At 73.0% G+C, this 12755-nt stretch carries 11 protein-coding genes; 4 read left to right on the top strand and 7 right to left on the bottom strand.

Annotation, left to right across the window (positions count from 1 at the left end; translation table 11 throughout):
• Positions 1–373 precede the first annotated feature (373 nt).
• A complete protein-coding gene (locus ABTW72_RS13670) occupies positions 374–631 on the top strand; it encodes a WhiB family transcriptional regulator (protein WP_007072794.1) in 258 nt (85 codons plus the stop codon).
• A gap of 90 nt (positions 632–721) precedes the next feature.
• Here the strand turns inward: ABTW72_RS13670 and ABTW72_RS13665 are convergent, their stop codons facing one another.
• The 5 genes from ABTW72_RS13665 to ABTW72_RS13645 form a co-directional block, all read right to left on the bottom strand.
• Entirely contained in the window at positions 722–1525 is an 804-nt protein-coding gene (locus ABTW72_RS13665) for a sirohydrochlorin chelatase (protein ID WP_502892196.1), read from the bottom strand.
• Positions 1507–2268 carry a phosphoadenylyl-sulfate reductase gene (locus ABTW72_RS13660; protein WP_350858299.1) on the bottom strand — a complete coding sequence of 254 codons (762 nt, stop codon included), beginning with the start codon at positions 2266–2268 and terminating at the stop codon, positions 1507–1509. Before ABTW72_RS13660 ends, ABTW72_RS13665 begins: the two co-directional genes overlap by 19 nt.
• Positions 2265–2426, bottom strand: a complete 162-nt coding sequence (locus tag ABTW72_RS13655) for a hypothetical protein (protein ID WP_165435836.1) — start codon at positions 2424–2426, stop codon at positions 2265–2267. Before ABTW72_RS13655 ends, ABTW72_RS13660 begins: the two co-directional genes overlap by 4 nt.
• Positions 2423–4135, bottom strand: a complete 1713-nt coding sequence (locus tag ABTW72_RS13650) for a nitrite/sulfite reductase (RefSeq protein ID WP_124853893.1) — start codon at positions 4133–4135, stop codon at positions 2423–2425. The genes ABTW72_RS13655 and ABTW72_RS13650 overlap by 4 nt, the downstream gene beginning before the upstream one ends.
• Before the next feature lie 293 nt (positions 4136–4428).
• On the bottom strand, positions 4429–5340 hold the full coding sequence (locus ABTW72_RS13645) for an ArsR/SmtB family transcription factor (protein WP_350858296.1): 912 nt from the start codon (positions 5338–5340) through the stop codon (positions 4429–4431).
• Between the two features lie 63 nt (positions 5341–5403).
• Between ABTW72_RS13645 and ABTW72_RS13640 the strand changes: the two genes are divergently transcribed.
• A complete protein-coding gene (locus ABTW72_RS13640; protein ID WP_350858293.1) occupies positions 5404–6429 on the top strand; it encodes an aldo/keto reductase family protein in 1026 nt (341 codons plus the stop codon).
• 36 nt (positions 6430–6465) lie between these two features.
• Positions 6466–7974, top strand: coding sequence for a glycosyltransferase family 39 protein (locus tag ABTW72_RS13635; RefSeq protein ID WP_350858290.1), 1509 nt, complete (start codon positions 6466–6468; stop codon positions 7972–7974).
• Positions 7975–8066: 92 nt separating this feature from the next.
• Here the strand turns inward: ABTW72_RS13635 and ABTW72_RS13630 are convergent, their stop codons facing one another.
• Together ABTW72_RS13630 and ABTW72_RS13625 are read right to left on the bottom strand one after the other, a co-directional pair.
• Positions 8067–9659: a histidine kinase N-terminal domain-containing protein gene (locus ABTW72_RS13630; protein ID WP_350858287.1), complete on the bottom strand. Its 1593-nt coding sequence runs from the start codon at positions 9657–9659 to the stop codon at positions 8067–8069.
• Between the two features lie 25 nt (positions 9660–9684).
• Positions 9685–10716 carry an SIS domain-containing protein gene (locus ABTW72_RS13625; RefSeq protein ID WP_112583670.1) on the bottom strand — a complete coding sequence of 344 codons (1032 nt, stop codon included), beginning with the start codon at positions 10714–10716 and terminating at the stop codon, positions 9685–9687.
• A gap of 188 nt (positions 10717–10904) precedes the next feature.
• Here ABTW72_RS13625 and ABTW72_RS13620 point away from each other — a divergent pair, with 188 nt between their 5' ends.
• A complete protein-coding gene (locus ABTW72_RS13620; protein ID WP_350858284.1) occupies positions 10905–12746 on the top strand; it encodes a tetratricopeptide repeat protein in 1842 nt (613 codons plus the stop codon).
• Positions 12747–12755: the final 9 nt, after the last annotated feature.

Here is a 12755-nt window from a genome sequence, read left to right as displayed (position 1 = left end):
TGCCGGAAATGTCAGCAATGTCACGCGGGCTGTACTATATTGATCCTCGACTGTGGCACGGCGGGTAACCAGGAAAGCACTGGAACCCGGACAAATGGGTTGTGGGCTTGCTCACCGCCCGGAGTTTTTCCGAGCGTCACCCTTGACATCACGACTGTTCGTGAAAGTATTCACAAGCGAACTTGAGTTACCGGGACATTGCCTGGATATGCTCGTCAGGTTGAGCTGTTCCAGCAGGTCCCCGGCGCTAACCGCCTGCTCACGCACTGCCGAATGGACGAACGCTAACTGTCACCTCGGCACTGCGGATGCATATAGGAAAAGCACGACAAGCAATATTTGCCACCCATCCAGAATGAGGAGTGTTGCCGCCATGGACTGGCGTCACCATGCTGTCTGCCGCGACGAGGACCCGGAGCTGTTCTTCCCGATTGGGACGTCCGGACCGGCTCTCCTGCAGGTCGAGCAGGCCAAGGCCGTCTGCAGGCGCTGCTCCGTGACCGACCAGTGCCTTCAGTGGGCACTCGAGTCTGGTCAGGACGCCGGCGTCTGGGGCGGAATGAGCGAGGAAGAGCGGCGCGCCGTCAAGCGGCGCGGCGGTCTCCGGGTGCTGCGCGCTCACTCCGCCTGATCCCCAACGACACAGCTGTACGCCCCGGTGGGTTCGCCCACCGGGGCGTTCCGCTGTCCGGCACCGGATCACACCGTGCCGGCACGGGTATCAGCCCGTAGACGCCAGCACGGGCCGGTCGTCGACCCGACGCAGCACCAGCTCGACCAGCTCCGGTGCGTCGGTCAGCGGCGCGGCGACCGCCACCGCACCCGCCGCCCCGGCCGCCTCGGTCACCGCGTCGTGGAACAGCCCCGGTGCCAGGAAGTACGCGGACACCGCGACCCGGCGCGCGCCGGACGCCCGCAGCCGGGACACCGCCACACCGGCCGCCGGTGGAGCCGCCGACGCGTACGCCACCCGGCAGGGCACCCCGAACTCCACGCCGAGCGCATCGGCGACCCGGCCCACCGATCGTCGCGCCCGCGCGTCCCGGGTGCCCGCCGCGGCCAGCACCAACGCGTCGAAGCGGCCCGGACGCGTCTCACCCAGCCGCCGGCACAGCCCGGCCAGCAGCGCAGGATCGGGCGTGTCGTCCGCCGGGCCGAGCACATCGGTCACCCGTACCGACAGCGGTGGCCCGGACCGCGCCGCCGCAGCGACCGCCGCCGGAATGTCCACCCGATGGTGGTAGGCGGCGGTCAGCAGCAGAGGCACCAGCACCGCCCGGCGATGACCGGCCACGGCCAGGTCGCGCAGCACCTCGGTCGGCCCCGGCTCGGTGTGGTCCAGCCAACTCGCCCACACCGGTGTGCCCGGCCGGGCCGCCGACACCGCCCGAGCCAGTGCCCGGGTGGCATCGGCCGCCCGTGGGTCACGGCTGCCGTGCGCGACCAGCACCACCGGGGCCGCCCCGCCGGCCGAACCGGGGCCGGTCAGGGTCGCCGCTGGGGAGGTCAGACGTGCAGCCCGCACTCGGTCTTCTCGAACATGGCCCACCGGCCGGCCCGCGCGTCCTCGCCGGCCTTCGTACGGCGGGTGCACGGCCAGCAGCCGATCGATCCGTAACCCTGCTTGAACAGCTCGTTGACCGGCACGTTGAAACGGGCGATGTAGGAGTCCACATCCTTCTGCGACCAGGCCGCGATCGGGTTGACCTTGACCTTGCCCCGACGCGCGTCGAAGGTCACCACCGGCGTGTTCGCCCGGGTCGGCGACTCATCCCGGCGCAGACCGGCAGCCCAGGCGTCGTACCCGGTCAGCGCCCGCTCCAGCGGCTCCACCTTGCGCAACTGGCAGCAGTCGTCCGGCGACTTGTTGAACAGCCGAGGGCCGTACTGGCCGTCCTGCTGACCGACGGTGAGCCGAGGCCGGATCGACCTGACGTTCACCGGCAGCGTCCGGGCGACCTCGTCGCGTACCCGCAGCGTCTCGGGGAAGTGCAGGCCGGTGTCGAGGAAGACCACGTCCACCCCGGGGGCCACCCGGGAGACCAGGTGCGCCAGCACGGCGTCGGCCATCGAACTGGTCACACAGAACCGCTCCCCGAAGGTCTGCGCCGCCCAGCGGGCGATCTCCAGTGCCGGGGCGCCCTCCAGGTCCCGAGCGGCCTGCTCGGCCAGGGCCCGCAGCTCCTCCGGGTCGCGCCGGGCCGGGTCGGCCGGCGTCGAGCCGCCCGGGCCCACCAGGCGCAGGCTCGCGGCCGAGACGAGACTCATGAGGTCACCGCCCGACTCAGCAACCCGGTGAACTTCACCGAGAAGACCCGGGTGCAGGCGTGGCACTCCCAGGCGCCGTGACCCGCCTCGTGCGGCCGCAGGTCCTCCTCGCCGCAGTACGGGCAGTACAGAGGTGCCGCTCGGTTCTCGCTGCTCACCGCAGTTCCTCCTCGTCGACTCTGATCACCCAGTTGGCGAACGTCTCGCCCTCGCTCCGACCGGCCAGGTAGCGACGGGCCAGCCGTTCCACGTACTCCGGAAGTTCGTCGGCGGTGGTCTTCAGGCCGCGCAGCTTGCGACCGAAACCGGCGGTCTGCCCCTGGGCCATGCCCAGCCCGCCGCCCAGGTGCACCTGGAAACCCTCGACCTGCCGGCCGTCCGGGCCGACCACCAGTTGACCCTTGAGCCCGATGTCGGCCACCTGGGTGCGTGCGCACGCGTTCGGGCAGCCGTTGATGTGGATCGAGATGTCCGCGTCGAAGTCGCGCAGCCGCTGCTCCAGCCGGGCCACCAACTCCTCGCCGCGGGCCTTCGTCTCGACGATGGCGAGCTTGCAGTACTCGATGCCGGTGCACGCCATCGTGCCGCGCCGCCAGGCCGACGGCCGGGCCTCCAGACCGATCCCGCGCAGCGCGTCGACCAGCGACTCCGTCCGCTCCGACGGCACGTCGAGCACCAGCAGCTTCTGGTACGGGGTGAGCCGCACCCGGTCGCTGCCGTGCGCCTCGACCACGTCGGCCAGTTGGCTGAGCTGCGCGCCGGAGACCCGTCCGACCACCGGAGCGGCGCCCACGTAGTGCCGCCCGTCGGCCTGCTCGTGCACGCCCACATGGTCGACCGGCTTCGACGGCAGGACCGGCGCCGGGCCGTCGAGCAGCGTACGACCGAGGTAGTCCTTCTCCAGGACCTCGCGGAAGCGCTCCACGCCCCAGTCGGCCACCAGGAACTTCAACCGGGCCCGGTTGCGCAGTCGGCGGTAGCCGTAGTCGCGGAAGATCCCGACCACCCCGGCCCACACGTCCGGCACCTCGGCCAGCGGCACCCAGACGCCGAGCCGCTTGGCCAGCATCGGGTTGGTGGAGAGGCCGCCGCCGACCCAGACGTCGAAGCCGGGCCCGTGCTCCGGGTGGTCGACACCGAGGAAGGCGATGTCGTTGGACTCGTACGGGGTGTCCACCAGCCAGGAGATCGACGTCTTGAACTTGCGGGGCAGGTTGGAGAACTGCTTGTCGCCGACGTACCGGGAGACGATCTCGTCGATCGCCGGGGTCGGGTCGAGCAGCTCGTCGCGGGCCACCCCGGCGACCGGGCTGCCCAGCACGATTCGCGGGCAGTCGCCGCACGCCTCGGTGGTCTGCAGACCGACCGACTCCAGTCGACGCCAGATCTCCGGCATGTCCTCGACCCGGATCCAGTGGTACTGGATGTTCTGCCGGTCGGTGATGTCGGCGGTGTCCCGCGCGAACTCCCGGGAGATGTCCGCGATCACCCGCAGCTGGGCCAGGCTGAGCTGCCCGCCGTCGATGCGGACCCGGAGCATGAAGAACTCGTCCTCCAGCTCGTGCGGCTCCAGCACGGCGGTGCGCCCACCGTCGATGCCCGCCTTGCGCTGCGTGTAGAGGCCCCACCAACGGAACCGGCCCCGCAGGTCCTGCGGGTCGATGGAGGCGAAGCCGCGGTGCGCGTAGATGGTCTCGATGCGGGCCCGGACGTTGAGCGGGTCGTCGTCCTTCTTGATCCGCTCGTTGGGGTTGAGCGGCTCGCGGTGGCCGAGCGCCCACTGACCCTCACCCCGTGGCCGGCGCGGCGCTCGGGTCGGGCGAGCCGTCGGGTCCTCGGAACGGGCCGGGATGCTGCTGACCGCCATCGCGGCGTCCTCCGTTGTCTGCTGTGCCTCGGGATACGCGGGGCGCGGCGGCCGGCCCGGCGAAGCGGGCGGGACAACGGTGTCTTCAGACAGCCGGCGCGGAGCGCGCCCGAGACAGAATGGTCGGGCGTCGTCAGTAGGCCGGACAGATCGCGCTGCGCACGCGGCCGTAATCGACGTGGCGACGTGCCACGAAGCGGCGGACGACTGCGGCGGTCATGGGCCCCATGCTGCCACACCCCATGGGGGCCGGCCAATGTCCACGTGCTGGATCCCACATCACGGGCCGGGGGTCAGCCGACCAGCTGGTCACCGAGGATAGTTCGGGCATAACGCACCACCCTCCCCTGTCGTACGCCGGCGATCAGGCCGTTGTCCCGCAGCGTGGTGAGGTGGTGCGACGCCGTGGCTGGCGCGAGACCCAGCATCGCGGCCACCTCACCGGTGCTCAGCGGCGAGTCGAGCAGGGAGAGCGCCGCCGCCCGGGTACCGCCGAGCAGGGCGCCGAGCGCCGCGCTGGGCGGCGGCGAATCCCACAGCCCGCCCAGTCCGGTCGGCGGATAGCAGAGGGCGGGACCGGCGTCGCCCTCCATGATGGCGTGCACCGTCGGGCCGGAGAACGCGGTGGGCAGCAGCGTCCACGGCCGCCCGTCCAGGTCGGCCGGCCGGGTCGTGCCGACGGCGACCCGCAGCGCCGCGCCGTCCCACCGGATCAACGGGTGCACCTCGCGCAGCAGGGTGCGCCCGCCCTGCTCGGCGGCGAGCAGCGTCCGCCGCCGGATGTCGGCCAGTGCGAGCGCCCGCAGCCGGGGCCAGTCCGGTGCGATCAGCACTGTGAAGTACCTGTGGAGTTGCGCGACCAACTCGTCCGGGGCCAGCCGGGGTGCGCCGGCCCGCTCCAGTTGCCGGCGCATCCGGGACGGGTCGGTGCCGGCGACCGCCCGCAGCTCGGCGGCCAGGTTCGGTGCCACTCCGATCGGGGTGAGGAAATCCGGCACGTAACCGTTGGACGACCTGAGCACCGCCAGCAGCGGTTCCAGACCGGCATCCGGCAGCAGTCGCTCCGCGCGCTCCCGCCACGGACGGTGCATCCAGTACTTCGCGGGCTTGCGTAACGCCCAGGAGCTGGCCACCAGCTCGGCCAGGGGCGAGTGCACGAACCGGACCCGGCTCAGGTCGTCGGGTGAGAACCGAACCTCGATCACCCACGGATTCGACCACGTTCGAACGGTTCGGCGACAGCGCCGGGCGGCCCGACGATTCTCGTCATGGAGTACAGGCAACTGGGCCGGTCGGGCCTGCGCGTCAGCGCGGTCGCGTACGGCAACTGGGTCACCCACGGCAACCAGCTCGACGACGACGCGGCGGCCGCGTGCGTGACCGCCGCGCTGGACGCGGGCATCACCACGTTCGACACCGCCGACCGGTACGCCCAGGGGCGGGCCGAGGAGGCGTTGGGCAAGGCGCTGAGCGGCGTCCGGCGCAGCTCGATCGAGCTGTGCACGAAGGTGTTCCTGCCGGTCGGGCCGGGGGCCAACGACGCCGGGCTTTCCCGCAAGCACATCATCGAGGGCTGTCACGCCTCGCTGAGCCGGCTGGGCACCGACTACGTCGACCTCTATCAGGCGCACCGGTACGACGACAGCGTGCCGCTGGAGGAGACGATGCTCGCCTTCGCCGACCTGGTCCGCCAGGGCAAGGTGCTCTACGTCGGCGCCTCCGAGTGGACCGCCCCGCAGCTGCGCGCGGGCCTGCGGCTCGCCGCCGAGCTGCACATCCCGTTCATCGCCAACCAGCCGCAGTACTCCATGCTGTGGCGGGTGGTGGAGGCCGAGGTGTCGCCCGCCTGCGCCGACCTCGGCCTGGGCCAGCTCGCCTGGTCGCCGCTCGCGATGGGCGTGCTGACCGGTCGGTACGAGCCGGGCCGACGTCCGCCCGCCGGTTCCCGGGCCGCCGACGGTTTCGGTGGCTCGTTCATCGCCCGCTACTCCTCGGATCTGCTGCTCTCCCGGGTACGCCGGCTCCGACCGATCGCCGAGGCCGCCGGCTGCACGATGGCCCAGTTGGCGGTGGCGTGGGTGCTGCGCCGGCCGACCGTGGCGGGCGCGATCGTCGGCGCGTCCCGACCCGAGCAGCTCGCCGAGACGGCCGAGGCCGCCACGGTACGGCTCGACGACGAGCTGATGGCCCGGATCGACGCCGTGCTCGACGAACTCGTGGAGCGTGATCCGGCGAAGACCGCCCGGCCGAACGACGTGATGCCCGCCTGGCGCCCGTCACCTGCCGCCGGCTGACGCCCATGGAGGGGGTGGCCGTGGCAGGCTCGGACCGTGGGGCAATTGTCCGAGAGGTCGGCCGGGGCGGCGTGGGAGCACCTGCGCCGCCTGCCGGTCTGGTTCCCCCCGGCGCTGTTGACCCTGGCGGTGACAGTCACCGGGCTGGGCTCCGCCCAGCTCTGGCGCGACGAGCTGGCGACCTGGAGCGCGGCCACCCGGTCGCCCGGCGACCTGGCCCGACTGGCCGGCACCATCGACGCCGCCACCGGGCCGTACTACCTGCTGATGCACGTCTGGACCACTGTCTTCGGCGACTCCACGATCGCCCTGCGCGTACCGGCCGTGTTGGCGATGACAGTGGCCGCCGGGCTGCTCGCCGTGCTCGGCGCACGGCTCGTCGACCGGCGCGGCGGCCTCTTCGCCGGGCTGCTGTTCGCGGTGCTCCCCGGTACCTCCCGCTACGGGCAGGAGGCCCGCCCGTACGCGCTGGCCACCATGCTCGCCGTGCTCGCCACACTGCTGCTGGTGACCGCGCTGCGTCGACCGAGCTGGGCCCGTTGGGCCGGTTACGCCGTCGCCGTCGCCGCTCTGGGGCTCATCCACCTGATCGCGCTCACAGTGCTCGCCGCCCACGCGCTGGTCGTCCTCATCGCCTGGTGGCGCGGCCCGGCCGCAGCCGGCGTCGCGGCCTCGGCGCACCTCGACGCCGAACGGGACCGGCGGGTGTGGCGGTGGCTGGTCGCCGTGGTCCCGGTCGTGCTGCTGGCCGGTCCACTGCTGGTCAAGGCCCGGACCCAGCAGTCCCGGCAGTTGAACTGGGTCCACCTGGCCCGACTGGACGACCTCACCGCGCTGCCCGGCGGCGTCACCCAGAGCAGTGTGGTCGGTGGACTGCTGGTCGGGATCGCGGCGCTGGGCGCGGCCCGACTCGGGCGACGCGCGCTGCTGCCGGTCGGCGCGGTGCTGCTGCCCGTACTGCTGCTCTTCGCCGCCGGCACTGTCGTACCGCTGTGGGTGCCCCGGTACCTGGTCTTCGTGGTGCCCTTCGCGTGCCTGCTGGCGGGCGCGGCGCTGGCCGCCGTGGCCGCTCCGGCCGCGCTCGTCATGGTGGTCCTGGCCGGGCTGCTCGGCCTACCCGACCAGGCCGCGCTACGACGGACCCACGAGTGGCCACGCAGCGCGCCGGTGGACTACGCGGCGGCGGCCCGGGTGATCGCCGACGGCCAACGCCCGGGGGACGCGGTGGTCTACTCGCCCCGGCACAGCTGGCTCTTCCTCGATCTCGGCATCGAGTACCACCTCAGCGACCCACCACGCGACGTGCTGGTCACCGAGGACGAGGTCCGCCGCGGCGATCTGTGGGCCGCCGAGTGCCCCCAGCCAGCCCAGTGCCTCGCCGGTACGACGCGGGTCTGGCTCGTCGTCTCCGGCCGGCACGCCGAGCCGCTGGCCGCCGTGTCCGGCGCCAAGGGCGACGCGCTGCGCACGGACTTCACCGTCACGCAGGTCTGGCAGCGCCCCGGCCTCACCGTCGCCCTGCTGACCAACCGCCCCGACCGCTGACCCGCTGACACAGCCCGGTTGCCGCCTCGGGCCCGTCGCTGCTCGGGCCCCTCACTGGCTCAGGCACGCGGAAGGGGAGGGCGGCGCGGCGGTCAGGCCTGCGAGCGGCCGTCGTGAGTGGTGCGGGCCAACGGGACGACCAGCATGGCCTCGGTGCCACCGTTGGCGCCGGCGCGCAGTTCGATGGTGCCGCGCAGCTCCCCGGTGATCAGGGCTCGGACGATCTGGAGGCCGAGCCGGCTGCCGCTTTCGGCGTCGAAGTCCGGGGGGAGGCCGCGCCCGTTGTCGGTCACCGAGACGTGCAGCATCTTGCGGAACCGGTGCGCGGAGACCACCACCTCGGGCCGCAGCGACGGGTCCACCTCGGGAGCGGCGACCGGCACCATGCCGGAGGCGGCGGGTACCGGAGCCTCGTCCGCCTCGTCGGCCGGCGGGAAGCCGTGCTCGACGGCGTTGAGCAGCAACTCGTTGAGAACCATCACCAGCGAGGTGGCGATCTCCGCCGGCAGTACGCCGAAGCTGCCCCGCCGGCGCATGCCGACGCTCACCTCGGTCGCCGCGACCTCGGTCGCCGCGCTGGCCACCCGGTCGACGATGCCGTCGAACTCCACCGCCTCGTCGCTGGACATCGAGAGCGTCTCGTGCACCAGGGCGATCGAGGCGACCCGACGGACGGATTCCTCAAGCGCGACCCGGGCCTCCGGCATCGCCACCCGGCGGGCCTGCAACCGCAGCAGCGCGGCCACCGTCTGGAGATTGTTCTTCACCCGGTGGTGGATCTCCCGGATGGTGGCGTCCTTGGTGATCAGTGCCCGGTCCCGGCGGCGGACCTCGGTGATGTCCCGGACCAGCACCAACGCTCCGATCGGCACCCCGGCCGGCATCAGCGGCAGCGCCCGGGTGAGCATCGTGGCACCTCGTGCGTCGATCTCCCGCCGGGGTGGCGCCTCACCGCGCAGCGCGGCCAGGATGCCGTTCGATGCCTCGGTGCCGTCCAGCGGGTCACCGGCCAGCCGACGGTGCAACGCGGCCAGGTCCTCCCCCACCAGGTGCGAGGCGTAGCCCAGTCGGCGGTACGCGGACTGCGCGTTCGGGCTGGCATAGGTGACCTTGCCGCCGGCGTCGAGCCGGACCAGGCCGTCGCCGACCCGGGGCGCCGAGGTGGTCTCGCCCGGATGCCTCGGCGGCGGGAAGGTGCCGTCCGCGATCATCTGCGCCAGGTCGTCGGCGGTGGTGAGGTAGTTGAGCTCCAGTTGGCTGGGCGTACGCGCGGTGGAGAGGTTGGTGTCCCGCCCCACCACGGCGATCACCTCGCCGGCCTCCCCCTCGGCGGTACGCAGCCGAACCGGGATCGCCTCGTGCCGGGCCGGCACGTCGCCGTACCAGACCGGGTCGCCCTCGCGCCAGATCCGACCCTGGGAGTACGCCACCCCCAGGTGGGCCACCTCCGATCCGCCGACGATCCGACCCACCTGGTCGTCCTGGTAGGCGGTCGGTGCGGTGGTCGGGCGCACCTGGGCGACGCAGAGGAACGTGCCGTCGGCGTCTACCGGCACCCAGAGCAGCAGGTCAGCGAAGGACAGATCGGAGAGCAGCTGCCAGTCGCCGGCGATCCGGTGCAGGTGGTCGATGTCGGCCGGACGGAGATGGGTGTGCTCCTCGGCGAGGTCGCGCAGCGTGGACACGGTGACCAGGGTGCCACGCCGCGCCTCACATCGTCGCGGTGACCTTCTTCAACCCGCGCGGCGCGTCCGGATCCTCGCCCCGGGTGAGCGCCAGGGCCAGCGCCAGCCGCTGCATCGGCAGGATGTCCAGCAGCGGGGCGTACCGCTCGTCGACCTCGGGGACGGCCAGCCGGGTGGCGCCCGGCACGTCGGCGGAGCCGACCACCACGACGTCGGCGCGGCGTTCGCCGAGGCGGGGCAGCACCTCACCCATCGACCGGCCGCCGGGGCCGGAGCCGACAACGGCGAGCACCGGGACCTCCGGGTCGGTCATCGCGAGCGGGCCGTGCAGCAGGTCGGCGCCGGAGAAGGCGAGCGCCGGCAGGTACGAGGTCTCCATCAGCTTCAGCGCGGCCTCCCGGGCGGTGGGGTAGGCGTACCCCCGGCCGGTGGTGACGAGCTGACGGGCGAACCGGTAGCGCGGGGCGAGCTGGGCCGGGGTGCCGTCGGCCAGGGTGCGGGCGGCCAGCTCGGGCAGTGCGTCGAGCGCCTCCCGTTCGGCCTTCGGGAGCACGCCGTCGCCGGCCCGGATCCCTTCCACCAGCATCAGCAGGGCGAGCAGTTCGGCGGTGTACGTCTTGGTGGCGGCCACCGCCCGCTCGTGCCCGGCGGCGATGTCGACGCTCAGCTCGGCCACGTCGACCAGCGGCGAGTCGGGGGCGTTGGTCACCGCGAGGGTCAGCGCACCGGAGGCTCGGGCTGCGCGCAGCACCTCGGCCAGGTCGGGCGAGCCGCCGCTCTGGCTGACCCCGACGACCAGCGCGTCGGAGAGGTCGGGGCGGGCCCCGTACAGGGTGACGACGCTGGGCGAGGCCAGCCCGGCGGGCAGGCCGAGCCGGATCTCGGTCAGGTAGGCCCCGTAGAGGGCCGCGTGATCGGAGGTGCCCCGTGCGGTGAAGACCACGTGCCGTGGCCGACGTTCCGCGATGACCGCCGCCACCCGGGCGATCTCGGCGGCGTTGGCAGCGGAGAGCAGGCGCGCGTAGCCAGCCGGCTGCTCGTCGATGTCGGCGGCCATTCCAGCCCCTGCACGTGTCACGGAAACCCCTCCCCTGCGCGGTTGCCGCGCGATTCTTGCTCAGTCTTGCACTTTTAAGCGTATCTCAGCAATCGAACGAGCAGGACTGCGCAGGTGATCACCAGTTGATCTCAATATCAACTAGGCTTTACCCGTTGCACCCGGTCTAACTGCCACGAGAGGACGACGTGCCCGAGGGAACGGACGATCCCGCGCTCTCCGCGACGGAGGAGTTGGCGCTGGCCCGGCTGGCACTCGACGAGGGCGACCTGCACCACGCCGCCGGCCACCTCGCCGGCGCGTTGGCACGGGCCCCCACGCTCCCGGAGGTGCACGAGACGCTGGCCCGGCTCGCCGCGACGGGCGGGGGCGGCCTCGACCTCTTCCCGATCAACCACCACACCTTCGTCGGTGCGGTGGTCGCCCGCGCCCACCTCCTCGCCACCGCCGGCCGCCCCGCCGAAGGGCTGGAGCTGCTGGCCGCGGCCACGTCGTACTCCCCCGGCACCGAGTGGGCCGGCGTGCCCTGGGTCACCGCGCCCGAGCTGGCCGAACGACTGGACCCGGAGCACATCGCCCGCGTCCTCATGCAGGTCTGCGCCGCACTGCCCGACCCGGTGCCGCGGATCGGCCGGGCCCCGCTGGCCCCGTACCTCACGCTGGCCCGCAACGCGGCCACCGTGCACCCCGAACACGGCCTGCTGCTGGGCGCGGCGTCCGCGCTGGCCCGGCGCCTCGGCGAGGTCGAGCTGGCGGTCCGCTGGGCCACCCGAGGGGTACGCGCACAGCCCTCGAAGATGGGCGAGGTGTGGCTCGGGTACGCGTACCGCAGCTCGGGCCGGACCCGCGACGGCCTCGCGGCCCTCGGTCGGGCCGTCGAGCTGGACCCCGACGACCTGGCGATCTACGCGGACATCGCCGGCACCCTGGCCGAGATCGGTCGGCTGGACGAGGCGCTGGAGTGGACCGAGCGGGCGCTGGCGCGCGATCCGTCGTTCGACTGCGCGGTGCACACCGCCCACCGCCTGCGGCACCTGCGCGACGGTGACCTCGCCCATCTTGTCGCGCTCGCCGACTTCGTGCGGGACCACCCGGACGACAGCCACGAGCACGGCGACCTGGCCCAGTGCTGCCGAGGTCGGCCCTGGCTCGGCCAACTCACCCCGGCCGGTGGCCCCCTGGTCGACGCGATGCGCCAGGCGGTGGCCGATGACGACAACGGTCTCGGCGGTGCCGTCCGCCTACCCGCCGCCGCCCCGCCGAGCGCGGTCGGGACGGCGATCTCCACCGCCCCCGGGCTGCGGATCGAGGTCGTCGGCGCGCCGGAGCCCGACCCGCGCGAGCCCCGGCGGGAGACCGCTCAGCGGTTGTGGCACTACGCGGACGCGGTCCCCACGCCCGCGCTGGCGGCGCCCTCGGCGACAGCGGTCGAACGGATCGGACAGATCGCCCACCCGGCGTGGGCACACCCACCGGCGGCGTACGACGCGGCGGTGGGCCTGGCCGGCCTCGACCTGGGCGACCTGCTCGGTCTGCTGGTGCACCCGCCGGCGGCGCCGGCCAACGCGGTAGGTCGACTGCTGGCGGCCCACGACCCGTCGGTCTGGGTCCGTGGGGTGCAGGTGTGGGCCTGTCTGGGGCTGCTGCACCACCGCACCGACGAGCCGTGGGAGGGCTCGACCCGGCGTCGGGTGCTGCTCGATCTGATCTGGGGTGTCGAGGACTGGGTCACCGAGGCGGCGCTGTTCGCCCTGGTCACCGCCGCCTGGGTGGACCCCTCGGTGCGGTCGGACGTGGCGCGGGTGGTGGCGGAGCGGCTGGCCGACGCGGCGGCCGTGGCGCGGAGCCGACCGGTCCCGATCGCCGCCTCGCTGGCTCACCTGGCACTCGCCGCCCCGCAGTTGGATCCGGCGACCGCGGCGCTGGCCACCGAACTGCTGGCCACCCACTCCCCCCGGCTTCCCCGCCCCCGCAACCCTCTGCGCCGCCTCTGGCAACGTCTGAGCAGGGGCGCGCCGCGCCGACCGTGACGGTCGACG

It is taken from the genome of Micromonospora sp. NPDC127501, from assembly GCF_040302185.1.
In the GTDB taxonomy this organism is placed as follows: Bacteria; Actinomycetota; Actinomycetes; order Mycobacteriales; family Micromonosporaceae; genus Micromonospora.
Note: the sequence above shows the minus strand (reverse complement) of the source record. Positions and strands in the feature narration are given on the sequence as shown.

Bases quoted from the DNA above. Each gene is read 5' to 3' on its own strand.
- ABTW72_RS13670 (WP_007072794.1), top strand. From the start codon at position 374: ATGGACTGGCGTCACCATGCTGTCTGCCGCGACGAGGACCCGGAGCTG.
- ABTW72_RS13660 (WP_350858299.1), bottom strand. From the start codon at position 2,268: ATGAGTCTCGTCTCGGCCGCGAGCCTGCGCCTGGTGGGCCCGGGCGGC.
- ABTW72_RS13650 (WP_124853893.1), bottom strand. From the start codon at position 4,135: ATGGCGGTCAGCAGCATCCCGGCCCGTTCCGAGGACCCGACGGCTCGC.
- ABTW72_RS13640 (WP_350858293.1), top strand. From the start codon at position 5,404: ATGGAGTACAGGCAACTGGGCCGGTCGGGCCTGCGCGTCAGCGCGGTC.
- ABTW72_RS13625 (WP_112583670.1), bottom strand. From the start codon at position 10,716: ATGGCCGCCGACATCGACGAGCAGCCGGCTGGCTACGCGCGCCTGCTC.